General features: G+C 49.0%; 23 protein-coding genes. 13 read left to right on the top strand and 10 right to left on the bottom strand.

Going from position 1 to position 21,585, the window contains the following annotated elements:
• Positions 1–23: 23 nt before the first annotated feature.
• Positions 24–479 carry a thioredoxin family protein gene (locus AAHB90_RS08650; RefSeq protein WP_342084539.1) on the bottom strand — a complete coding sequence of 152 codons (456 nt, stop codon included), beginning with the start codon at positions 477–479 and terminating at the stop codon, positions 24–26.
• Between the two features lie 153 nt (positions 480–632).
• Between AAHB90_RS08650 and yihA the strand changes: the two genes are divergently transcribed.
• The 5 genes from yihA (at position 633) to AAHB90_RS08625 (ending at position 4,805) form a co-directional block, all read left to right on the top strand.
• Positions 633–1,241 carry a ribosome biogenesis GTP-binding protein YihA/YsxC gene (gene yihA / locus AAHB90_RS08645; protein ID WP_342084538.1) on the top strand — a complete coding sequence of 203 codons (609 nt, stop codon included), beginning with the start codon at positions 633–635 and terminating at the stop codon, positions 1,239–1,241.
• 98 nt (positions 1,242–1,339) lie between these two features.
• Positions 1,340–1,873 (top strand): DUF5606 family protein, encoded by a 534-nt coding sequence (locus AAHB90_RS08640; RefSeq protein ID WP_342084537.1) that lies wholly within the window; start codon positions 1,340–1,342, stop codon positions 1,871–1,873.
• 77 nt (positions 1,874–1,950) lie between these two features.
• Positions 1,951–2,610: a deoxyribose-phosphate aldolase gene (deoC, locus tag AAHB90_RS08635; protein ID WP_342084536.1), complete on the top strand. Its 660-nt coding sequence runs from the start codon at positions 1,951–1,953 to the stop codon at positions 2,608–2,610.
• Positions 2,607–3,749, top strand: a complete 1,143-nt coding sequence (locus tag AAHB90_RS08630; protein ID WP_342084535.1) for a glycosyltransferase — start codon at positions 2,607–2,609, stop codon at positions 3,747–3,749. The genes deoC and AAHB90_RS08630 overlap by 4 nt, the downstream gene beginning before the upstream one ends.
• A gap of 111 nt (positions 3,750–3,860) precedes the next feature.
• Positions 3,861–4,805: a 3-oxoacyl-ACP synthase III family protein gene (locus tag AAHB90_RS08625; protein WP_342084534.1), complete on the top strand. Its 945-nt coding sequence runs from the start codon at positions 3,861–3,863 to the stop codon at positions 4,803–4,805.
• Between the two features lie 72 nt (positions 4,806–4,877).
• Here AAHB90_RS08625 and AAHB90_RS08620 read toward each other — a convergent pair whose 3' ends face one another.
• The gene (locus AAHB90_RS08620; protein ID WP_342084533.1) at positions 4,878–6,878 is read right to left on the bottom strand and encodes a M1 family metallopeptidase; all 2,001 of its coding nucleotides are present in this window, start codon (positions 6,876–6,878) and stop codon (positions 4,878–4,880) included.
• A gap of 133 nt (positions 6,879–7,011) precedes the next feature.
• Here AAHB90_RS08620 and meaB point away from each other — a divergent pair, with 133 nt between their 5' ends.
• Together meaB and AAHB90_RS08610 are read left to right on the top strand one after the other, a co-directional pair.
• Positions 7,012–8,010: a methylmalonyl Co-A mutase-associated GTPase MeaB gene (gene meaB, locus AAHB90_RS08615; RefSeq protein WP_342084532.1), complete on the top strand. Its 999-nt coding sequence runs from the start codon at positions 7,012–7,014 to the stop codon at positions 8,008–8,010.
• A 90-nt stretch (positions 8,011–8,100) separates the two neighbouring features.
• A complete protein-coding gene (locus AAHB90_RS08610) occupies positions 8,101–8,586 on the top strand; it encodes a lipocalin family protein (protein WP_342084531.1) in 486 nt (161 codons plus the stop codon).
• A gap of 53 nt (positions 8,587–8,639) precedes the next feature.
• On the opposite strand, the gene AAHB90_RS08605 is transcribed toward AAHB90_RS08610, so the two are convergent.
• Positions 8,640–9,074: a YybH family protein gene (locus tag AAHB90_RS08605; RefSeq protein WP_342084530.1), complete on the bottom strand. Its 435-nt coding sequence runs from the start codon at positions 9,072–9,074 to the stop codon at positions 8,640–8,642.
• Between the two features lie 225 nt (positions 9,075–9,299).
• Here AAHB90_RS08605 and AAHB90_RS08600 point away from each other — a divergent pair, with 225 nt between their 5' ends.
• Positions 9,300–10,175, top strand: coding sequence for a diacylglycerol/lipid kinase family protein (locus AAHB90_RS08600; RefSeq protein WP_342084529.1), 876 nt, complete (start codon positions 9,300–9,302; stop codon positions 10,173–10,175).
• A 21-nt stretch (positions 10,176–10,196) separates the two neighbouring features.
• The gene (locus tag AAHB90_RS08595) at positions 10,197–10,529 is read left to right on the top strand and encodes a translation initiation factor (protein WP_342084528.1); all 333 of its coding nucleotides are present in this window, start codon (positions 10,197–10,199) and stop codon (positions 10,527–10,529) included.
• Positions 10,530–10,541: 12 nt separating this feature from the next.
• Here AAHB90_RS08595 and AAHB90_RS08590 read toward each other — a convergent pair whose 3' ends face one another.
• Positions 10,542–10,982: a hypothetical protein gene (locus AAHB90_RS08590; RefSeq protein ID WP_342084527.1), complete on the bottom strand. Its 441-nt coding sequence runs from the start codon at positions 10,980–10,982 to the stop codon at positions 10,542–10,544.
• 65 nt (positions 10,983–11,047) lie between these two features.
• Positions 11,048–12,292 (bottom strand): ABC transporter permease, encoded by a 1,245-nt coding sequence (locus tag AAHB90_RS08585; protein ID WP_342084526.1) that lies wholly within the window; start codon positions 12,290–12,292, stop codon positions 11,048–11,050.
• Between the two features lie 124 nt (positions 12,293–12,416).
• Here AAHB90_RS08585 and ggt point away from each other — a divergent pair, with 124 nt between their 5' ends.
• On the top strand, positions 12,417–14,183 hold the full coding sequence (gene ggt / locus AAHB90_RS08580; protein WP_342084525.1) for a gamma-glutamyltransferase: 1,767 nt from the start codon (positions 12,417–12,419) through the stop codon (positions 14,181–14,183).
• Positions 14,184–14,229: 46 nt separating this feature from the next.
• Here ggt and AAHB90_RS08575 read toward each other — a convergent pair whose 3' ends face one another.
• Positions 14,230–14,736, bottom strand: coding sequence for a cupin domain-containing protein (locus tag AAHB90_RS08575; protein WP_342084524.1), 507 nt, complete (start codon positions 14,734–14,736; stop codon positions 14,230–14,232).
• Positions 14,737–14,870: 134 nt separating this feature from the next.
• On the opposite strand from AAHB90_RS08575, the gene nudK reads away from it, so the two are divergent.
• The gene (nudK, locus tag AAHB90_RS08570; RefSeq protein WP_342084523.1) at positions 14,871–15,458 is read left to right on the top strand and encodes a GDP-mannose pyrophosphatase NudK; all 588 of its coding nucleotides are present in this window, start codon (positions 14,871–14,873) and stop codon (positions 15,456–15,458) included.
• A gap of 61 nt (positions 15,459–15,519) precedes the next feature.
• Here the strand turns inward: nudK and AAHB90_RS08565 are convergent, their stop codons facing one another.
• From AAHB90_RS08565 to AAHB90_RS08555, 3 genes are all read right to left on the bottom strand, one after another.
• Complete coding sequence (locus tag AAHB90_RS08565; RefSeq protein WP_342084522.1) at positions 15,520–15,849, bottom strand: YtxH domain-containing protein; 330 nt, start codon at positions 15,847–15,849, stop codon at positions 15,520–15,522.
• Between the two features lie 161 nt (positions 15,850–16,010).
• Positions 16,011–16,745 (bottom strand): SIMPL domain-containing protein, encoded by a 735-nt coding sequence (locus tag AAHB90_RS08560; protein WP_342084521.1) that lies wholly within the window; start codon positions 16,743–16,745, stop codon positions 16,011–16,013.
• Positions 16,746–16,971: 226 nt separating this feature from the next.
• Positions 16,972–17,406, bottom strand: coding sequence for a MarR family winged helix-turn-helix transcriptional regulator (locus AAHB90_RS08555; RefSeq protein WP_342084520.1), 435 nt, complete (start codon positions 17,404–17,406; stop codon positions 16,972–16,974).
• A 251-nt stretch (positions 17,407–17,657) separates the two neighbouring features.
• Here AAHB90_RS08555 and AAHB90_RS08550 point away from each other — a divergent pair, with 251 nt between their 5' ends.
• Both AAHB90_RS08550 and AAHB90_RS08545 read left to right on the top strand, forming a co-directional pair.
• Positions 17,658–18,023, top strand: a complete 366-nt coding sequence (locus AAHB90_RS08550) for a hypothetical protein (RefSeq protein WP_342084519.1) — start codon at positions 17,658–17,660, stop codon at positions 18,021–18,023.
• Between the two features lie 484 nt (positions 18,024–18,507).
• The gene (locus AAHB90_RS08545; RefSeq protein WP_342084518.1) at positions 18,508–18,831 is read left to right on the top strand and encodes a hypothetical protein; all 324 of its coding nucleotides are present in this window, start codon (positions 18,508–18,510) and stop codon (positions 18,829–18,831) included.
• Between the two features lie 145 nt (positions 18,832–18,976).
• Here AAHB90_RS08545 and AAHB90_RS08540 read toward each other — a convergent pair whose 3' ends face one another.
• Positions 18,977–21,559 carry a phosphoenolpyruvate carboxylase gene (locus AAHB90_RS08540; protein WP_342084517.1) on the bottom strand — a complete coding sequence of 861 codons (2,583 nt, stop codon included), beginning with the start codon at positions 21,557–21,559 and terminating at the stop codon, positions 18,977–18,979.
• Positions 21,560–21,585 lie beyond the last annotated feature (26 nt).

Below are 21,585 nucleotides of genomic sequence, written 5' to 3'. Positions count from 1 at the left end.
TCTCTTTTTATTACACTAATAATTTAGATAGCAGGGCCTTTTTGTACCGATTTCGCTGCTTTGATCAGGTCTTGAGGTTGCTGATAGCCTAAAAGCTGTTTCACCACCTTGCCTTTTCCATTGATAAAGAACAGTGTCGGATAGCCTTCGATCGGGTATCTCCTGGCCAGCGAAGGGCCCTCGCCGCTTTCCATATCGATCTTCACATTGATAAAATTCCCATTGAAAGTCGCCGCAACGTCGTCACGGGTAAAGACGTTCTTTTGAAGCTGCTTGCATGGCCCGCACCAGGTGGTGTAAGCATCGAGAAAGATTAGTTTATTCTCTTTTTTAGCCTTTTTAAGCAAAGAAGACCACGAGCCTTCGGTAAACTGGATGCCTTTCTCGGCAGCCTTTTTATCTCCTTCCCCGGCTATTGCCACGGACATGGCCAGCATGAGCGCCACGATCGCGAACCCGAGATTTTTCAAATTTTTCATTTTTTAAATAAGATTTTTGATTTCAGTATTCCATAACGAAAATACGCCTTTGTTTTATTTTACACAATGATGGACTGCGGGCCTATCCTGCACCTTTTGCGGATAAGAATCTCAAAAAGGGTAACTTCGCAACTTTATTAACGCCAGAAAACCATGAAAGTTCAGGAAGCCAAGTATGTGATGAGTAACTCCGACTACCAGAAATGCCCGGAGCCCATCCTTCCCGAATATGCATTTATCGGACGTTCCAATGTGGGTAAATCATCACTTATCAACATGCTGACGGGTAAAAAGGCATTGGCTAAAACGTCGCAGCAGCCGGGAAAAACGCAGATGATTAACCATTTTATCATCAACGACACCTGGTATCTCGTCGATTTGCCGGGTTATGGTTATGCCAAAGTAAGTAAAGTCGAACGCGACAAGTGGGAGAAAATGATCCACGATTACCTGCATTACCGCGAAAACCTGATTTGTACATTCGTTCTCATAGATGTCCGGCATAGCGCAATGGCCGTTGATCTGGAATTTATGGCCGCATTGGGCGAGGCGGGTATTCCGTTCGAGATCATTTTTACCAAAGCGGATAAACTTAAACCCGGCCAGGTAGCCGCCCAGGTGGAGGCATACAAGCGCAAAATGGGCGAAACGTGGGAAGAAGTGCCCGAAATGTATGTAACATCGGCTGAGAAAAATGAAGGCCGGGAGCCCATTCTGTCGGCAATAGAAACTTATAATCAGTCGTTTGTGAAGACAAAATAGGATATCGGTTGTTTCCCGGACAATCTTTCCGTTATTTTGCGCAAAAATTCAATTGCCGCTCCAACATTAACATCAAGATATAACCATAGTAAGAAAGGATGAGTGAAAAAGTAGAGTCAACAGGAATGGATTTGCTAAAAGAAGTAGCCAATGTATCCGGCAAGCCAGGGTTGTTCCGCATTCTGAAACCCAGCCGTGCGGGCGTGATCGTGGAAAGCCTGGACGAGAAACGTGAAAAAACACTGATCGGCCCGACTGCGCGCGTATCGGTATTGAAAGATGTTTCGATCTTCACAGATGGTGCAGAAGAATCTGTTGCCCTGTCGGATGTATTCCTGAAAATCCGTGAGATCCACGGCGAAGAGGTTACATTGTCTGTTAAAACTTCGTCAGACAAAGAGCTGATCGAGTTTCTTGCGGAGGTACTTCCGGAATTCGACCGTTCGAAAGTGTACGTGTCGGATATCAAGAAAGTCATTACCTGGTACAACCTGCTTTCCAAATACACTCCCGAAGCATTCGAAGTGACGGAAGGCGAAGCTGAAACTGCTGCGGAGCCATTAGCAGATGCGGCGGCGGAAGAAGAAGCGCCAGCCAAAAAGGCTTCCAAAAAAGAAAAAAGCAAAGCTTAACAGCATTCGGCATAATAAGGAACCCTGCCAACCCGGCGGGGTTTTCCGTTTTTGAACCAATCCCTCCTCACACTGGTATGGACAATCTTTCCTCCTACATCGACCACACGCTGCTCACCGCGACGGCCAGCGAAACCGACATCCGCAAAATCTGCGAAGAAGCCTGGATACATCAGTTCAAGGCCATATGCGTTGCGCCGGTGTATGTGCCGTATGTCGTTGAAATGATGGAATTTTGTCCTGTTAAAATTGAGATCGCGACGGTAATAGGCTTTCCGATGGGCTATTCTACAACTGCTACCAAGATCGCCGAGGCGACGGAAGCATTGCAAAATGGTGCCACGGAGCTTGATGTGGTGATGAACCTTTCACAATTCAAATCCATGGCTTACCTGAGCGTGCGCGAAGAACTCAAACAGCTCGCAGACCTCGCGCATGGGCAGAATGCATTGCTGAAAGTGATTATCGAAACCGCTTCCCTCGATTCGTTCGACCTTTATACAGCCTGTGAAATCTGTGCGGAAGCAAAAACGGATTTTGTCAAAACATCCACCGGCTTTGGACCCGGCGGTGCGGACGTCGAAACGGTTCGTAAAATGCGCTCCATTTTGCCGGCCGGGGTGAAAATCAAAGCGTCGGGCGGCATCAAGACTTACGAGCAGGCCGTTGCGATGATCGAAGCGGGGGCGGAGCGGATCGGCACTTCGTCGGGCGTTGCCATCGTGTCCCGCACATGAAGCGCGTGCTGCTGATCAGCACGGTACATCCGTCGACCGACTCGCGCATTATGTACAAAATCGCTCCCTCGCTGCGAGCCGGTTATGAGGTGTTTTGTGCATTGCCCGGGCTTCGCGCAGGAATCCGCGACGGGCTGCATTTGGTCTGTCTGCCAAAATTCGGGCGGCTATTGCCGAGAATTTTGTTGGCACACCCGGTCGCATTGTTCAAATGCCTGCGGTTGAGGCCGGACATCGTCCACATTTTTGTGCCGGAAATGATTCCGCTGGCGCTACTTTTCCAATGGGCGGGGGCGAAAGTGGTTTACGAGATACAGGAAAACCTGTTTAAAAAATTCGCCATCAAGCGGTATAACAATGGCCTGATTTTCAAAAAGCTGTTCCGCTTTTTCGACAGTCTGGCGCGACAGAAGTTTCATTGCGTTTTCACGGACGATGCCTATTTAAACGAATATCAGCATCTGGCAAAGCCATTCGCTGTGATCCATAACTATGTGTCGCTGCCCGTAATGGATGCACTCGTGCACACAGGCGCACCCGGGCAACGGCCGGAGCTATTCTACCTGGGCGTGGTGTCAATGGAGCGCTGCGTGGATACGATGATCAACGCAGTGGCGATGCTGAAAAAGCAATATCCGGATTGCCATTTGCACCTTTTCTGTCCTGTGAGGGTGGACAAAAAAGAGTTGGAAGCGATAGCAGGTTACCAGCAGGCGAAGGCCAATATCACATTCCACGGTTACACCGATCAGAAAATGGCACTGAAATATGCCCGGCGGGCGGTTGCTGGTATCGCATTGCTTAAACCTGTGGCCGATTACCCGGAGTCATTCCCAACGAAGTTATTCGAATATATGGCACTGAAATTGCCTGTCATTACATCGGACTTTCCCCTCTACAAGCGAATCGTGGAGGAATCGCAAAGTGGTTTTTGTATCTCACCGTACGATCCGGAGGCATTGTACCATGCGGTGCAATGCTGCATTTCCGATCATGCGTTGCGCTTGAAATTGGGTAACAACGGCAGGAAAGCTGCGGAAGCATCCCACAACTGGACCTCGGAGGAAGTAAAACTCTTGTCGTTTTATAACAACATTTTGCTTGTCCAATCATCTGATTTACAGATGTCGACATTATAATTTTATAAATTTATTATTGAATTGTTCAAATATGGAGTGCTACGATTTCTACGAAATATTTAACTTTCGGAATCGAAAAGAATTGTAGCTTGCGAAGTCAACTTCTCAATCATGTATATTAATACGGTTAGTCATTATCTGCCAAGCGAAGTTATTGGTAATGAATATTTTACAAATCTCAACAACCTATCTAACGAGTGGATCACGGAAAGAACGGGAATCTCAGAAAGACGTAAAGCATCAGCAGACGAAAATACCTCTACCATGGCGATTAAAGCCGTAGAGTCCTTACTTGACAGAATTCCTTACAGTAAAAACGAGATAGATCTGATCGTAGGAGCTACCTATACGCCTTACGATACCATCGTTACGCTGGCGCACGCCGTACAGCATCAGCTTCAGATTCCCGACATTCCGGTCGTCAGTATTTCGTCAGCCTGCTCGTCGCTACTCAATGCCGTCGAGATCGTCGAAGGCTACTTCGCCATGGGCAAGGCTTCGAAAGCATTGGTCGTCGTTTCCGACCATAATACGGCTTATTACAATGAAATGGATACGGTTTCGGGACATTTGTGGGGCGATGGCGCTTCCGCGTTGCTCATTTCAAAGGAGCGGCAAACGGAAGGTGATATGCAAATCAAAAAGCTGATCACTGGCGGTGCAGCCACTAGTGGAAAAGCCATCGAAGCTGTCGTGCTCCGGCCCAACGACCGTGGTGTGGTGATGCCTTTCGGGCGTGATGTATTCCAGAATGCCTGTGTGTATATGCCCAAAGTGAGTCAGCAGGTTTTGCAGGAATGCGGCCTGACGATCAACGATCTCGACTACCTGATCCCCCACCAGGCCAACCACAGGATCAGCCTGAATGTGATCAACACATTGGGTATTCCTGCCGAAAAACTGATTTCGAACATTCAATACCTCGGTAACACGGGCTGTGCCGGTTGTGCGATCGCGCTTTCGGAGAATAAGGAAAAATTCAAAAAGGGCGAAAACATCGTGATTACAGTATTTGGCGGCGGCTATTCTTACGGCGCAATGCTTCTGACGATCTGAAATTCGACCTTGACACCATAAAAAAGCCTTCCAAACGTAGCGGTTGGAAGGCTTTTCTGTGTTAATGCTTGCTTAGTTCACGTCCGGTTCGGCGTTGTACGAGGCCGGTTTCCAGACATTGTTTTCAGGATTGATATCCGGAAGGTTATGCTCAGGATCGATCGATACCGAGCGGATAGGTCCCTGAGTAGCCGCTTTGAACGTCCACGCGCCACCACGCTGCCAGATTTCAACCGGCAATTCAACCCGCGTTTTCTTGCCGCTCACTTCTTCAATATCCACTTTCACAGGCATGGCCAGTTGATCGAGGTTCTCGATAGTAATGTAAGACCCTTTCTGTGGGTTTTGCTCTACATAAGCAACTTCTTTCACCGACTGATCCAATTTGTAATTCTCAAAAAACCAGCCTTTCCAGAACCAGCCCAGGTCCTCGCCTGCTGCATCTTCAATCGTGCGGAAGAAGTCGTAAGGCGTAGGGTGCTTGAAGGCCCAGCGCTGCACATAAATCTTGAATGCATAGTCGAAACGCTCTTTGCCCAGGATTTGCTCGCGAAGCATTTTCAGGCCTAATGCAGGTTTGTAATACGCCTCCCAGCCCAGATTCACAGCCTGAACAACGTCAGGGATCGTCATAATCGGATCGGCTTTCGGACGGAAGATCATCGGCGCCAGACGGTGCATATCATTCATCTGCGTCGTTTTGTATTCGCCATTATTGAAGTTCTCTCCTGACAGGAAGTTGATGAATGTATTGAACCCTTCATCCATCCACGCATACTTACGCTCGTTGTTGCCCACGATCATCGGAAACCAGTTATGGCCAAACTCGTGGTCGGTTACGCCCCACAGGTCTTCCTTCCGGCTTTTGCTGCTGCAAAAAACGATTCCGGGATATTCCATACCACCTACAATACCGGCCACATTCGTCGCTACCGGGTAGGTATATTCATGCACATAATTGGAATAGAACTCGATACAGCCCTTTACATATTCGGTTGAGCGGCCCCAGCCGTCCAGCCCGCCGTCCTCAGCCGGGTATACCGACTGCGCCAATGCGGTTTTGCCTTTGGGCAGGTTCATACGCGCCGCGTCCCACACAAATGCTTTGGAAGTAGCCCACGCAATGTCGCGCGCCTGTACGCAACGGAAGCGCCAGGTTAATGTGCCCGATTGTTTCGGTCTTGTGTTCGGATTGGCAACCTCTTCGGCGCTGCGGATGACGACCGTCTGGTCGCTTTTGGCAGCGTCGGCCAGTCTTTTGCGCTGCTCGGCGGTAAGCACTTCGTTCGGGTTGAGCAATTCGCCCGATCCAACTACAATATGATCCCAGGGGACAGTCACATTATATTCGAAATCGCCATATTCGAGGTAAAACTCGCCTGCACCCAGGTAGGGAAGCAGGTTCCAGCCTTCGATATCGTCGAAAACCGCCACACGAGGGTACCATTGCGCCATTTCGTACACGATACCATTCTTCGTTTCCAGCGTTCCCATGCGGTCGGAGCCATACTCAGGAACTTTGAATGAATAAGCCAGCTTGATTTTAATCACGTCGCCATTCGCTCTCACGGGCGTTTTGAGGCGGATCTGCATGCGGGTGTCGGTAATTTTATACTCCGCGTCCACAAATGCGCCCTTGCCTTGCTGTACGGTTACGGCTTTGATGGAATCACCCCCATCGAAACCCATGTTGCCGAAACGTCCGCCGGTAACCGGTGTCGTTTGTGCGCCCCTTGAATGGCTCCCGAATGCATTCTGATCGAGTTGCAGCCAGATAAATTCCAGGCTTTCAGGACTGTTGTTTTTATAGGTAAGCTCCACTTCCCCGCTCACGGTCCCTTTCTCCTCATCGAGCGCTACGTTAATCTTGTAATCGGCACGGTTCTGCCAGTATTTTGGCCCCGGAGCGCCGCTTCCCGACCGGTATTCGTTGCCGGGCTGGAAATTGAAAAGTGGGTGAAAAAGGACATGCGCATCATATTTCACCTTCTCCGCCTCCTGTGCGATCGTGTTGTTGAAGAAGCCCAGACTGCTCATTGCAATGATGCCCAGACGAAATACTGAAATTTTCATTATAATGGTTAAAATATTGGAAATATTGGGTTGTAAACGAGCAATATACACCTTTTCACCTGTTTTAGGAGAAAAAGTTTCATTTTAGCGACAGACAACGCCGTTTGTCTGCCAACGCCAAAATCTCATTCCCATGCGCCAGCGACTGTCTGTTGAAACATATGCCAAAGGGGTCCTCGCGGGCGACCGCACCACACTCAGCCGCGCGATCACGATCATCGAGAGCAACCTGCCCGAAGACCGCACGCTGGCCTCGGAAATCCTTAAACAAATCCTGCCGCATACTAGCAACGCCCTGCGGGTAGGTATTACCGGAGTACCCGGCGTAGGCAAAAGCACTTTCATCGAAGCATTTGGAACGTACCTTACTTCGCTCGGTAAACGCGTGGCCGTGCTGGCAGTGGACCCGAGCAGCAAACAGTCGGGCGGGAGCATATTAGGGGACAAAACACGAATGGAAACACTCGCGCGCAACCCGAATGCGTACATCCGTCCCACACCCACGAACCTCTCGCTCGGGGGCGTCGCGCGGCACACGCGCGAGGCGATCCTGCTGTGTGAGGCAGCAGGTTATGATATGATATTGGTTGAAACTGTGGGCGTGGGCCAATCGGAAACGCTTGTGAAGGGCATGACCGACTTCTTCCTCCTGCTCATGCTCGCAGGCGCGGGCGACGAATTGCAGGGGATTAAAAAGGGCATTATGGAGATGGTGGATGCAATCGCCGTCAATAAGGCCGACCACGGCAATGAGCAGGCGGTAGCCAAAGCCGTAGCGGAATACCGCCAAGCCTTGCACCTCCTTCCTGAAAATCCTTCGAAAATTGCCGTGCAGGTGGTACCGTGTTCGGCAATGGATGGGACGGGAATGGAAACGATCTGGAATATTATCAGCAACTATTATGCACAGACTTCCGCTAATGGTTACCTGCAAGAAAACAGGCGGTTGCAACGGGTAGATTGGCTCCGCGAACAAATCCGGCACTCGCTGGAAGACCAGTTTTATGCCAATGAATTAGTAAGAAAGCACATTGCCTCAGCAGACGAAGCGGTACGGTACGGCGAAAAGCTACCCGGGGAAGCAGCCGCAGAATTAATCAATCTTTTTTTAAGTAATTCCGCTAAGTCATAAAACTTCCCGCTAAAACGCATTTTTCATTAAGTTTGAACGTTGAAACTAACGCGAGTCATTCTATTGCTTTTAACTTTTACGCTCTCAACTATGAAAAAAACCTACGCCCTCAGCAAGAGCTCCTTGCTAGCCATGTTCATGATCCTTTCCGTTGTTTTCGCTTGTAAGGATGATGACAAAGATGATCCGACACCACCGGATACCAGCGACATCGCAGCAACCTGGGAATTACAGGCCATCACTCCTGCAACTGCCGGAACTACCATTCCGAACCTTGCCTTGATCGAAGCAGCCGTTCCATGTTTGTATGACTTGAAATTGACTTTCAAATCAGATAACACCATCGGAACTGCCGATTGCCCGACTGCCGTTACAACCATTGACGCTTTCGTACCTATTAGCGGTTCAAAATGGAAAACCAAGGACGGTAACCTGACATTGACCAACGAGGCTAAAAATATTACTCAGACTTACAAGTACACCATTAGCGGTTCTGATCTCAAAGTGAATGTAAGCGTTGTTACTTCCCCTGGTTCGCCAGCAATCGATGCAATTCTAAGCCTTAAAAAGGTATAATATCTTAAACATGTCAGGCAAAAAAGCCGGGCTTCTCAGTCCGGCTTTTTTTGTCATCCGCTCGTATGATCGCAAACGATCAGCCATTTGCCCTTGATCTTCCTGAACAATAGCGTGTAATGACCTTCCAGATCACCTTTCTCGGGCCGTGTCAAATGGAATTTTCCTACTACGAACGCCACATCGCGCCCGGGAAATGAGAAATTGAGGAAAGTGAATTTCAATGTACCCATCGTCGCACGGTCGGGGTAGCGTTTGAGATAACCTTCGTAAGTAGGCTTGTAGCCGTAAGTAATGCCTGCCTTTCCGACGAACATCAGCGAATCGGATTCCCAATAGCCATTCATGAATGATTTGATATCCCCTTTGTTCCAATCCGCCTCCTGACGTTTCAGGATGCCGAGGATCTCGTCCTTGTCTCCCGTCGACTGCGCGTTTGCCATAAAAGCGGCGCTGATCAGAATGAGGGTAAAAAGCCAGTTTCTCATATTTTTTATGGATTTTTGTAATGCAATTGACGATTCTAAATATAACGGAAAGATCGGTGCCCCGGAAAGGCGCATTGCCGAAATATCATTGATCCAGCAGGTATGAGCAAGTTCAACAGCATTTTTAAGAAAATTGACCGGCAGAGATATCCTTTTGTGGATGGCCTCTATTACCTGTTCATCATTGTTTTTCTCCTCATTCTTTTCCTATTTTTTGCCTGACCAGTGACCCATCCCTATTTATTTATACTGAATCCCAATTCGGGCACATCGATCGGTAAAAACAGCGCGGCTGTACGGGAGCGAATCCACTCCGTCGCGAAACAGAATGCCGGTTCGGCCCAGATCCTCTTCACCGAGGAGCGTGCGCATGCGACCGAGCTTGTACGCGAGCATATGCATGCGGAAAAATGGAAAGCAATCGTTGCTGTTGGCGGTGATGGTACTGTGAATGAAATCGCCAAGCCACTTGTCGGCACCAATATCCCGGTCGGTATCCTGCCGCTCGGCTCAGGCAACGGCCTCGCGAGGCACCTGGGCATTCCCCTCACGCTCGACGCGGCCCTGAAACGGCTGTTTGAAGGTACCCCCTCGACGATCGACAGTGCCGAGCTGAATGGCATCCCTTTCTTCTGCACCGCCGGAATGGGGTTTGATGCCTACGTCGGGCATTTGTTCAGCCAGCAGAAGGCCCGGGGGCTTGCTACTTATGTAAATGTCTCGTTTAAGGCGTACTGGTCCTACAAGCCGCAATCATTCCGGCTCAATGGCCTCGAAAAGCAGGCATTTTCCCTTTCATTTGCCAATGCAGGACAATTTGGGAATAATGCATGGGTAGCGCCGCAAGCCAGTTTGCAGGATGGGTTGCTGGATGTGTGCACGATCAGCCCGTTTCCACAATGGTATGGCACGGCCCTGGCTTACGGATTGTTCACCAAGCAATTGAAGCAGTCGACCTACATCGATTATCAGCGCGCCACAGAGGCTTTGGTGGAAACCGATACGCCACCGATGATCCACTACGACGGCGAACCGCTGCAACTGGATACAACGCGAATAGAGGTGAAAATAAAGCCGGGAAGCCTGAATGTGATGATTTGAGCTCCCTTAATATCTGAAACTATGTCAAAGAAGAACCGCTCGGGCATTGTGTATTCCACCAACCCGGAGTTTGAATACAACGACCAGGACGACGACATCGAAACACTCGCTCCGCAGCAGCAGGACCTGCGCATCTGGCTCGACCGCAAAGGCGGTGGGAAGGTGATTACGGTCGTGAAAGGATTTATCGGGACAAATACCGACCTGGAAGCGCTCGGCAAACAGTTGAAGGGGCTTTGCGGCAGTGGAGGTACCGTAAAAGACGGTGAAGTCCAGATTCAGGGTGATCACCGCGACAAAGTCATTACATGGCTCACCGGCAAAAGCTACAAAGCCAAAAAAGCCGGAGGGTAGCTCCGGCTTTGGCTATAATGCCTTGGTAGTATCTATCTCTGTCGGTGCAGGCACCGTGGATGGCGGAGGAGTCACCGGCTTCGTCGGTCCGAGCACTTCCACGTCGGTGACAAAAAACTTGGTATCACCATTCCAGGGCAGTTTGAAAAATTTCTCTTCGTAGGTCAATGAAACCCGGTGGCCGTTTTTGATCGCCTCTTCGAGTTTTGAGATAGCATCCTTGTTCTTGCCGCTTACCGAAAAGACCCATTGGGATGAATTCATCGTCCCATCACCTTCGAAAAGACCGCCCATCCTCAGCTCGCCTTCATAGGTTTTGAACAAATAGCCCCTGTTGCTGAGCCTCGTCACATATCCTCCCCGCTTTCCTTCACTGTAATATCCAAATGTGATGTAATATAGAATCCCGAATACGATAGCCAGAAATACGGCGAAAATGACCCATTTACGCATAACAGTCGATCAGTGTGATGGTGATAGAAGCGAACTTCGCAAAACGGTTTGATTTTTCCTAGTTATTATTTGGCGCGGATCGCGATCACCGGGTCCATACGCGCCGCGAGCATGGCGGGAACAATGCCCGAAAGCACACCGATAATGCTCGACACGCCCAGCCCGAGAAGCACATTGCGCGGCAATAGCAGGATTTCCAGCGAGCCCAGTTTCAGGAATGAAAGCAGGTATACAAGAAATATTCCCACAAGTCCACCTACCAGGCTCAGCATCACTGCTTCAAAAAGAAACTGGAACAGGATCGAATAGTTCTTGGCCCCCAGCGATTTCTGGATTCCGATCAGGTTCGTCCTTTCTTTTACCGACACAAACATGATATTAGCAATCCCAAAACCACCCACAAGGATCGAAAAACTGCCGATTACCCAACCTGCTACCGTCAACACCGCGAATAATCCTGAAATTGCCACCGCAGCCGCTTCGGGCCGGTTCAAAGAAAAGTTGTTGCCATCGCGCGGTTTAATACCCCGCTTGGTACGCATCAGCCCGACGATTTCGGCTTCCACTTCCTTCATTCCTTCGTCTTCCGGGAAGCCTTTTACGACAATATCGGCACTTCGCCGACCGGATTGGAACAGTTTGGAAAATGAGGAGAAGGGAATAAGACAGATTTTGTCGGGACTACCGCCGAAGTCGACCAGGCTCTCTCCTTTTTTCTCCCGCACGCCTATGATCGTAAACTTATGGCCCGAGAGCTTGAACGGCTTCCCGACCGGGTCCTGGCCGGGAAAAAGCGACTCCGCTATGTCCGCGCCGACGATCGCCACATTCCGGGCATTGTTGGTTTCGAGCGGGATGAAATAGCGTCCGTTCTGGACGGGAATGTCGGAAATGAGGTTGTATTCAAACGATACGCCCTGGATTAGTGCGCTGATACTGTTCGAACCGTTTTTAAGCGTTGTACTGCCCCTGAAATCCATCACCGCCACGGCGCTGGCGCTTTCCAGGTTTTCGTAGAGGTACTTATATTCGGAGTAAGTAGGTTCCGGCCACTGAAAGTATTTCCACCATTGATATTCGCCACCAAAGCCCCAGGGCCATTTTTGTACGTAAATCACTTTATCACCGATGAAGCTCAGGCTGTCGCGGATACTCTTTTCCAGCGAATCCACGATGGTAAAAACGGCAACGATGGCGAAGATGCCGACTGTGACGCCGAGTAGTGATAGAATAGTACGGGTAACATTGGTTTTAAGCGCGCCCCAGGCGAAGCGAAAACTCTCCCAGACCTGTCGTAAAAACTTCATCATGACGTTACGGACAATTTGAATTCAAAAGTTAGCGCATCGTCCCAATGCATCGAAATAAATTGGTATAAAAGGTAATAAAAAGGGCTCGATTTAATAAATTACGACATTAACCTGACACTCCTATATGAAATTACGCTATTCTCTAATGCTGTTGGCCGGCTCGCTGTCCGGCATTTCCTACGCCCAGAAACCCGTCCGGGAATCTACCGGGTTCTACCAATTCCTTTCCGACGATCCCAATCAGAAGCCGTTTTTCAGCGATCGCAAAGGCGTCATCGCGCAGAACGGAATGGTCGCGTCCGCCCACCCGGTAGCATCACAAGTGGGGGTGGATATTCTGAAAGCAGGAGGCAATGCGGTAGATGCTGCGGTGGCCGTGCAATTTGCGTTGGCGGTGGTGCATCCGTCTGCGGGTAACATCGGTGGTGGCGGATTTCTGGTGCTACGGCATAAGGATGGTAAAAGTTACAGCATCGACTTCCGTGAAAAAGCCCCCGGCAAAGGCCACGCCGACATGTATCTGGATAAAGACGGTAATATCATCCCCAAAGCCAGTACGCTGGGCCGCCTGGCATCGGGCGTGCCGGGTTCTGTGGACGGCATGGCCCAGGCACATGCAAAATATGGCAAACTGGGCTGGAAACAGTTGTTGCAACCCGCCATTGACATCGCCAAAAACGGTGTGATACTCACCGAACGGGAGGCGCGCAGTCTCAATTACATTAAAAGCGACCTGTTGGCCGTAAATCCAGGCTCCTCCTATTTCCTGAACCCGACGGGTAAAGACTGGGCAGCCGGCGACCTCCTTGTCCAGAAAGACCTTTCGAAAGTATTAAAGCGCATACAGAAAAAAGGCCGTGATGGCTTCTATACCGGGAAAGTAGCGAGACAGCTCGTGAAGGATATTAACCGGAACGGAGAAGGCATTATCAGTAAAAAGGACCTCGCCGATTACCATGCACAATGGCGCGAAACGATTACCGAAGGGTACAAAGGCTACAAGGTGATCACCATGGCACCGCCTTCGAGCGGAGGAGTGGCGCTGCTGCAACTCATGCGCCTCACCGAGCAGCACCCGTTGCGCAAATGGGGCTGGCATAGTGATTCTACCATTCAGGTGATGATCGAAGCTGAACGCCGCGTGTACGCCGACCGCGCCAAGTTCCTCGGCGACCCCGATTTCGTGAAAGTGCCTGTGAATGACCTTATCAGCAAAGAATACCTGCAAAAACGCTGGAGTGATTTCTCGTGGGACAAAGCGACTGACAGCAAAAACGTTCAGGGTGGCACATTACCCGGCTATGAGAGTCTGGAAACCACGCATTTTTCGGTGGTAGACAAGGAAGGTAACGCTGTATCCCTAACAACTACATTGAATGGTGGCTATGGTAGTCGCGTCGTAGTGAAAGGCGGGGGATTTTTCATGAATAATGAAATGGACGATTTCAGCATCAAAGCCGGTGCACCAAATATGTACGGCCTGATCGGCAACAAAGCCAATGCGATTGCGCCGGGCAAGCGGATGCTCTCTTCCATGACGCCGACTATCCTCGAAAAAGATGGGAAACTACTCATGGTAGTGGGCACGCCAGGCGGCTCCACCATCATTACCTCGGTTTACCAAACCATTCTGAATGTGCTGGAACATGGCATGACCATGCAGCAGGCCGTGAATGCATTGAAATTTCATCACCAATGGCTTCCCGACAAAACTACTTTCGAGGCCAGTGCTTTCTCAGCCGAAGCCATTAAAAAGTTGCAGGACAAAGGCTACATTCTCGAACAGCAGCGAAATTTGATCGGCCGGATGGATTGCATTCTCGTTCTGCCCGATGGCTCCCTCGAAGGCGGCTCCGATCCGCGCGGGGACGATACAAGCGTGGGTTACTAGTTTTTGTACCAGAAGTCGTGCCGATGTAGTGCGCGGCACGGCTCGGTTAGCAATAGGTAAGTTCCCCGATAAGTCCTGCATGTTGCGGGTAGCGCTGTGATAATGGCTCGCGTTGGGCCATTTCGAAATCGGCGAAATCAAAACCCGGCGCCACCGTACAACCTACGAGCGCATACTTACTCCCGCTCGCAGGGCGCGAGCCAAACCATGCGCCAGCCGGCACTACGGCCTGGAATGTTTCGCCATTATCCGGATCGCTGCCCAGCCTGATAATGCTCAGCGCTCCCGATTTTTCGTCTATTACAAAAACTTCCAATGCTTCCCCTGCATAGAAATGCCACATTTCGTCGGCCTGAATGCGGTGGAATGCAGAGAAGTTATGCGATTCCAACAAAAAGTAAATGCCCGTGGAGAATGCCCTGTCGCCCCCGAAACGTGTAGGTAATGCACTTTGCGCGATGGTTTCTGACGCCCGGTAGGTTTCTGCATAATATCCCCCCTCAGGGTGTGGCAACAGATTGTACTTTTCAATCCAGTAAGATGCAGGTTTCATGGAAAGTTGGTTGAGATACGGCCGCAAAGTAACCCGGATGGTTAAATATTCACCATTGGCTTATTCTTTTTTGTCAACCGAAAAGTTTTGATTAATTTTGATCATTATTAATCATAAATAATCATTTTTAATCAATGGCTAATTCGCGTGTCAACATTGCATCCGAGGAAGTGCTTTCCAACAACTGGTACACGCTTCGTAAATACACATTCGATTATCAACGCGCCGACGGTTCATGGGAGCGCCAGGCTCGCGAAGCGTATGACCGCGGGAATGGCGCGGTGATTTTGCTTTATAACAGGGAGAAGCAAACTGTCGTGCTCACGAGGCAGTTCCGCCTCCCTACTTATACCAACGGCAACGAAAGCGGCATGATGATCGAAGCCTGTGCGGGCCTGCTCGACAAGGACAATCCCGAAGAATGCATTAAGCGCGAAACCGAAGAAGAAACGGGCTACAAGGTGAGTTCGGTGAAGAAAATTTTCGAAGCCTACATGTCGCCGGGATCCGTTACCGAAATCCTGTATTTTTTCGTGGCTGAATATTCCGACGATATGAAGGTAAGTGACGGTGGTGGCTGTGCGACGGAGCAGGAAAATATCGAGGTGATGGAAATTCCTTTTAACGAAGCCGTTCAAATGGTCGCCAAAGGGGAAATTAACGACGCTAAAACGATCATGCTCATCCAGTATGCTCAGATCAACGGTTTGGTAAGCCCATAAAAATGCCGAAGAACCTTCATTAAAAATAGAAGTATTCTCCGGCATCGATCGTTTGCTGTTATCAGGAAATAGGGTCCGGTGTGGGCGTAATATCCGTTTCCGTGGAAGCCGTGCCTTTGGTACCCTTGAACTTTTCGAACAGGTCCTTGAAAAAGGCCTCCGCGTCCGGGAAATTGCCTTTCAGGGTCTCAGCACCCTTGGTTTTAAGTTCTTCGAAATACTCAGGAGCTTTATCGATGGCCCCTTCCGCTTCGGCTTTCAGGTTGTTAGCCTTTGTTTTGAGGTCTTCCAGAAGCTTCTCTCCCTCCTCGGTCTGAAGGTATTTGTGTGCAGCCACTCCCGCGGCGGCTCCCAAAATAAATGTGGCCAGGTGTTTTGCGTTAATGCTCATGATTTCCAGTTACTTAGTTTGAGATTGAACATTCAATTTAAAGAAACTAATACTCGCAACAAAAGAACGGACTGACAAATCCGAATGCATTACACGGAAAAAATTGTGCCCGGCAAATCATTTACCGGGCACCTGAAAGAGAAGTTGGTACGTAAAACGGCCTATTTTATTTCAAATGCAGCCTGCATACGGTAACTGATCTTGATCTTCTGATACTGCACATCGCTGTCCTGAACCGTGTCGGCGGCTTCCGCTGCTGCAAATGCGCGTACATTCGCTTTTGCAAATACCGGCTGCGGGAAATAGAGGTTTTCATCCAGTTCTTTAATTTCAATCACCTTGCCCAGCTTTTGGTCCAAAGCAGCGACCAGGTATTCAGCTTTCACCTTGGCGGCTTTTAATGCGTCGATCTTAACCTGCTTTTTAAATTCTTCGCGCTTCGAATGGTCTACCCGCGCCACATTCGCGTATTGCACGCCCCGGCTTTCGACCTTCGACAAAATGCCGTCGAGTTTTTCCGCGCTCGAAACTTTCAACTCATATTGTTTTGCTTCGAGAAACGTGGCGGGTTTCTTCTTCTTGTCCACATAATTCTGGTAACCTCCTACCCCGCTGATAGATAATGCTTCTTTGGGCAAACCGGCGTCTGCCACAGCTTTAATCAGCTCCTTTTCCAGGGTAGAGATATTGACCTTGTCCTTCTGGTTTTTTTCGTCCTGGAAAAACTCGCGGAGCGAGATATTGAAATAAATTTCATCGGGTATAACCTCCATTTCCGCAAAACCCGCCACTTCTATGTTCGGTACCTGATACAACTGTTCTGTTTTGACTTGTGCAAATGAAGGGGTAATAAGTGATGAAGTGATGAGAGCGCCGAGCAAAAAATACTTTTTCATGGCCTTTAACAGGGATAAAATGAAATGATATTAACGAGAACAGCCCTTTCAAACCTGTTGGTTGCAAAACCGTTCTATGGTTTAGATACAAAAGGGGGGCGAAAGGTTTAATCGGAAGCTCATCCAAATGCTCCGCTCAGGTCATCCTTCTGCACAAAAAAAGTGGAAGAGCGACGTAAAAAGCTGTCATTCTTCCACTTAATGGCCTGGTAAAAATTTTGTCAAATCAGGTAAAATTTTGGTAAATGGAATCCATAATCCGCACAAAATGCTGGTAATCGGAATCGCTGAGACTTCCCCAGCCCTTTCTCCGGATGTCGGCCACGATCGGAAACGCCTGGTTGTAAATCGCCTCTCCGTTTTTTGTCAAAAACAGGTTGAATTTCCTCCGGTCACCGGCAGCAGGCCCACGCTCTACCATGCCTTTCTTTTCCAGCAAATCGACAATCCTCGTCACGGTGGGAGGATCTTTGAAAGTCATTTCCGCCAGTTCGTTCTGGCTGATGCCCTGCTTTCTGAAAATATGGTCGATAAGCACCCATTGATCGACCGTAAGGTCAAAACCAGCCTCAGTCAGCTGCTTTTGCAGGGCATTACGAATCTTCTTGATAGTCGTATCTATCTTAAAAAAATAGGCACGATGATCCGACTGATGTGTCATGATGTGGAAGTGGGGTAGAGGTTCGCAAGAATTGAGTATTATCAAATATAAGCCTATGCAACAATTCGTCTACTAATAATTGTAGGAAAAAAGTTTAGGAAAAACTGGTGTCGATAATTGATGCTAGCCGCTTATCAGGAATGGCTGCCCGAAGGATGGTTCGCAGCCAAAACGCTTTTCGAGCAACAGAAATAATACAAAATTTCAGCCGAAATATTACATCTACATGCAGTATCTAAACTAATTCTGCTATGCGAAAATTACTTTACGCTTTCATCCAAACAGTATTGCTGGTAATAGTCCCCGGCATCGACATCCACCTCCAGGCGCAGGACGCACCATTCATTCAACCCGTAACTGCTGACCAAGTACCGGATTCTCCGGAAATGGCTGCGTATCGCGAACGCCTTCGCAAGAATCCGAACATCACAGGTTATCATTTCATCACACTCAATCCATTGGCCACTTCACAAAAAGACGGCATTCTACTGCTCCACATTCCTGACGGCCCAACGATCACCGCCACCGCCAGCCATGTGGAATACGAATCAGCCAGCGAATATGAATGGATTGGCAAAACCGACGATGACCGGGGTCTCGAAGTGGAAAAAGCCTAAAATCAGGCAGCGAATCGGTTATTGAACTTTTCAAATCCCAGTATCCAGGTACGAGGGAAAGCCACAGGCACGAACGACGAAAATAATGCCCAAAGAGTCACTGAATCACACCCAATCGTAGGGGGCATTCAGGCCAGACCCAGCTAATCCATTGAATGCTTTTGTGGATGGCCCCACATGGGTAAGTAGCCCCGGCGGAAAGAACTATGCGACTCCCCGCAAAGGCCAGAATTCGATTAAAATCGACAGTAAGCACCTCTCAAATGGCACGTACATTATTCGCCTAACTACTGCCCGAGGAGCCCAGAATTGTCGGGTCATCATCGTAAAATAATCACTATCAAAATGAAACACCTACTACCCATTTGTCTGACAATTGGGATTCCCATGCTATCAATCGGTTGTAAAATTATTGATGCAATTATCGATACCGCAGGGCCGCTCCCTCGCCTACCCAACTGGGGCTATTTAACAGCCGATGTCAATGGGGCAGATTGGAGTAAAACATAAAAACGCCTACCAGGTTACTCACGGAATTGTCAGCTATCTCGACGAACCGCAGGCCGCTTTGTTTGAACTGCTCAGCGACGGCGACGTTGCTGGAGACTCTTACTATACCGTCGATTCCGAGGATAATTACATCCAAATCGACAACTATAACGAAAAGACTAAGGAAATAAAAGGAATTTTTCAGCTTACATTAATTGCCCAAAAACCCCGATCGTCCAACCTATTGCCCGATACTTTACGCCTCCAAAACGGCCGGTTTCACACCAGGATTATTGAATATAAAGGCAGAGGCGGATGATCAATTGATTATGATACCTTAAGATTCACAAATGGGCGCTTTTACACAAAGATTGTCATTCCGGAGCGACGAAAATTATAACGCTTTATACGACATGAGCCGGGCACAGACCCCGGCTCATGAAATATAAAACCTTCTAAAAACCCTACGCAGAATTCCGCGCCGCATTGATAATCCCGAACATCGCCCTGATAATCAATTGGTTGTAGGTCTCTACGTCTACTGGCAGGTCCTTCGGATCACCGGCGAGCATTTGTAATGCGTATTGCTGGATAGTGATCAATGGCAATACGATCCGTTCGCGGGTTTTAATGGAAACTTTGGTGACGTTATTGCTGTCAAGCAGTTCTTTCTGGCCCGATACATCGAGCAAAAGCTCGCGTGTGAGCAAGAATTCGTCGTACATTTTGTCCCAGAACTCCCGGTAATCCTCCTCGTCACGAAGATATTTGGTAGCAGGGAAAAATGCTTTGGAAAGCGACTGCATCGAGTTTTCAATCAGCGTCCGGAAGAAAAGTGATTTCTGATAAAGCTTTTTGATCTCCTCGATTTTGTTCTGTTTTGCCAGTTCGCGAATGGCGGTACCAAAACCATAAAAACCGGGCACATTCTGCTTCATCTGTGCCCACGAGCCCACGAATGGGATAGCACGCAGATCTTCGAATTTCAAGCCTCCGTCGTCATTGCCGCGTTTCGTCGGACGGCTTCCGATATTGGTTTGTCCGTAAAAACGCAGCGGTGTCTTTTTATCGAGGTACTTGACAAACATCGGGTGGTTTTTCAGGTCCAGATAGGAATTGTAGGCAATTTCAGCCATTTCCTCGATCAGATCTTTGTCCGCATCGGTCAGTTCGTCCTCGCGGTGGCCTTTGAAAAGATGGTTTTCCAAACCGGCGGTAAACAACCTTTCCAGGTTATACATGGCGGTTGTAACGGTACCATAATTGGAACTGATCGTCTGGCCCTGTACTGTCAGCTGGATTTCCTTATCCTCGATATCCTTGCCGAGCGATGAATAAAAGTTATGGTTATTGCCACCACCGCGTGCAGGAGGCCCTCCACGGCCATCAAAGAATGTGACTTTGATGCCAAACTCGCGTGATACCTTCGTTAACTCTTCCTTAGCCCGGTAGATAGACCAGTTGGCACGCAGGTACCCCCCGTCCTTAGTGCCGTCCGAGAAGCCCACCATAATCGTCTGGTGATTCTCACGGTTGCTCAGGTGATTACGGTAATAGGCATTTTCATACAGCGAACGCATAATCTCCGGCGCATTGGCAAGGTCATCTACCGTTTCAAAAAGTGGTACGACATCGAGCGCCAATTTGCCATCTTCATCGGCAATCAGGTTTTTGGCCAGCGCCACCACCTGCATTACATTCAATGCGGACGTGTTATTGCTGATTACATACCGGTGCGCACCTTTTTCGCCGTTCTTCTGCTGAATCGTGCGGATCGCCCGGATCGAACCCAGAATATCTTTGGTGAGCTCGTCTTCGTAATCCTCGTCACGAAGCGGTATGTTGAGAGAAAGCAGCATATCGATCTTTTTCGCCTCATCCCAGCTCTCATAATCGCTGTATTTCAGCAGCGGAATCTTCTTTTCAAGTCTTTTCAGAATATCCTCCCAGGCTTTGCCGTGCTTGCGGCTATCCTGCCGGACGTCGAGACTCGCGAAGAAGAATCCAAAGAGATTCAGCTTCAATATAAAATTATCGAGCAGCTCCACGAACAATCCCTGATGCTTGTTCACCAGCACTTCACGCGCTGCGAGCAATTCATTAATCAGTTCCTGCGCATTTTCGTATCCTTCTTCAAAAGGTCCGAAAATGGTACTGTTCATCTTTTTCTCCGCCAGCGAAATCGCATCGTCGACGCCTTTAAAGGTAAGGCGGCGTTTTAGCTGACGAATGTCCCGGTAGTAACCACGCAACAGCGTCTCGCGCAGGCGATCGGCCACTTTCAGCGTGATTTCGGGGTTCACAAACGGGTTACCGTCGCGGTCGCCGCCCGGCCAGAAGCCCAGACGGAACACATTCGGGTAAGGCCAGTCGTGGACACTCATTCCCAGGCCATTAATAAGTTTTTCGAGAATAGACGGGATGGCGTCGTAATATACGTTTTCGAGGAACCAGCATAAGCTCACAGCCTCATCGAACGGCGTGGGTTTTTCATGGTTAATGAAAGCCGTTTTTCCGAGCTGCAACAGCAGTTGGTTTACCTCTGTAAAGTCATTTGCCTTGATCGCATCTTCCAGGTCGTTGATGATACCCAACACTTTACCAGAATAAAACTGGGTCGGGTGGGCAGTCAGTACGATGCGCACACTGAAATCTTCCAGCTTTGCGAGCAATTTCTTTTTCAGTTCGTCATTTTCGAGGCGCTCGGTCAGGTAGGTCACCGAGCCTTTGCCGGTCAGGTCGTGGGTTTCGTCAAAAGCGGCGTCTTCCACCGAGTCGAAAAGCACTACCTGGCGTTCGATATATTGGATAAATGCAAAAAGCAAGTCCGCACGTTCCTTGGGAGTAGCCGTTTCCAGGAGCTCTGAAAAAAAATGCTCGATGATTTCTTTGGGAGATTTGCCTTCCTGAAAGCCTACCTCGCTTTGCTGCGTCAGTATCGGAAGCAGAGAGCCCGTTTGGAATATACCGCGGTAGGGTAAACTCAGAAACAGGCTATTAAAAATATTATACTTCGTTACAACTGCGTCCTGGAAACTATTATTCATAATGGAGTGACGAAATTATATTTTGA

Origin of the sequence: Dyadobacter sp. OTU695, from assembly GCF_038440355.1 — a bacterium.
Classification (GTDB): domain Bacteria; phylum Bacteroidota; class Bacteroidia; order Cytophagales; family Spirosomataceae; genus Dyadobacter.
The sequence above is the reverse complement of the archived record's forward strand: the minus strand, read 5'-3'. Positions and strand labels throughout refer to the sequence as shown.

What these genes read in the sequence shown, in the direction of transcription:
- AAHB90_RS08630 (WP_342084535.1), top strand. Translation starts at nt 2,607, where the DNA reads ATGAAGCGCGTGCTGCTGATCAGCACGGTACATCCGTCGACCGACTCG.
- deoC (WP_342084536.1), top strand. Translation starts at nt 1,951, where the DNA reads ATGGACAATCTTTCCTCCTACATCGACCACACGCTGCTCACCGCGACG.
- AAHB90_RS08545 (WP_342084518.1), top strand. Translation starts at nt 18,508, where the DNA reads ATGGGGCAGATTGGAGTAAAACATAAAAACGCCTACCAGGTTACTCAC.
- AAHB90_RS08590 (WP_342084527.1), bottom strand. Translation starts at nt 10,982, where the DNA reads ATGCGTAAATGGGTCATTTTCGCCGTATTTCTGGCTATCGTATTCGGG.
- AAHB90_RS08585 (WP_342084526.1), bottom strand. Translation starts at nt 12,292, where the DNA reads ATGATGAAGTTTTTACGACAGGTCTGGGAGAGTTTTCGCTTCGCCTGG.
- AAHB90_RS08625 (WP_342084534.1), top strand. Translation starts at nt 3,861, where the DNA reads ATGTATATTAATACGGTTAGTCATTATCTGCCAAGCGAAGTTATTGGT.
- AAHB90_RS08575 (WP_342084524.1), bottom strand. Translation starts at nt 14,736, where the DNA reads ATGAAACCTGCATCTTACTGGATTGAAAAGTACAATCTGTTGCCACAC.
- AAHB90_RS08550 (WP_342084519.1), top strand. Translation starts at nt 17,658, where the DNA reads ATGCGAAAATTACTTTACGCTTTCATCCAAACAGTATTGCTGGTAATA.
- AAHB90_RS08555 (WP_342084520.1), bottom strand. Translation starts at nt 17,406, where the DNA reads ATGACACATCAGTCGGATCATCGTGCCTATTTTTTTAAGATAGATACG.
- AAHB90_RS08620 (WP_342084533.1), bottom strand. Translation starts at nt 6,878, where the DNA reads ATGAAAATTTCAGTATTTCGTCTGGGCATCATTGCAATGAGCAGTCTG.
- nudK (WP_342084523.1), top strand. Translation starts at nt 14,871, where the DNA reads ATGGCTAATTCGCGTGTCAACATTGCATCCGAGGAAGTGCTTTCCAAC.
- AAHB90_RS08610 (WP_342084531.1), top strand. Translation starts at nt 8,101, where the DNA reads ATGAAAAAAACCTACGCCCTCAGCAAGAGCTCCTTGCTAGCCATGTTC.
- AAHB90_RS08605 (WP_342084530.1), bottom strand. Translation starts at nt 9,074, where the DNA reads ATGAGAAACTGGCTTTTTACCCTCATTCTGATCAGCGCCGCTTTTATG.
- ggt (WP_342084525.1), top strand. Translation starts at nt 12,417, where the DNA reads ATGAAATTACGCTATTCTCTAATGCTGTTGGCCGGCTCGCTGTCCGGC.
- meaB (WP_342084532.1), top strand. Translation starts at nt 7,012, where the DNA reads ATGCGCCAGCGACTGTCTGTTGAAACATATGCCAAAGGGGTCCTCGCG.
- yihA (WP_342084538.1), top strand. Translation starts at nt 633, where the DNA reads ATGAAAGTTCAGGAAGCCAAGTATGTGATGAGTAACTCCGACTACCAG.
- AAHB90_RS08595 (WP_342084528.1), top strand. Translation starts at nt 10,197, where the DNA reads ATGTCAAAGAAGAACCGCTCGGGCATTGTGTATTCCACCAACCCGGAG.
- AAHB90_RS08540 (WP_342084517.1), bottom strand. Translation starts at nt 21,559, where the DNA reads ATGAATAATAGTTTCCAGGACGCAGTTGTAACGAAGTATAATATTTTT.
- AAHB90_RS08565 (WP_342084522.1), bottom strand. Translation starts at nt 15,849, where the DNA reads ATGAGCATTAACGCAAAACACCTGGCCACATTTATTTTGGGAGCCGCC.
- AAHB90_RS08640 (WP_342084537.1), top strand. Translation starts at nt 1,340, where the DNA reads ATGAGTGAAAAAGTAGAGTCAACAGGAATGGATTTGCTAAAAGAAGTA.
- AAHB90_RS08650 (WP_342084539.1), bottom strand. Translation starts at nt 479, where the DNA reads ATGAAAAATTTGAAAAATCTCGGGTTCGCGATCGTGGCGCTCATGCTG.
- AAHB90_RS08560 (WP_342084521.1), bottom strand. Translation starts at nt 16,745, where the DNA reads ATGAAAAAGTATTTTTTGCTCGGCGCTCTCATCACTTCATCACTTATT.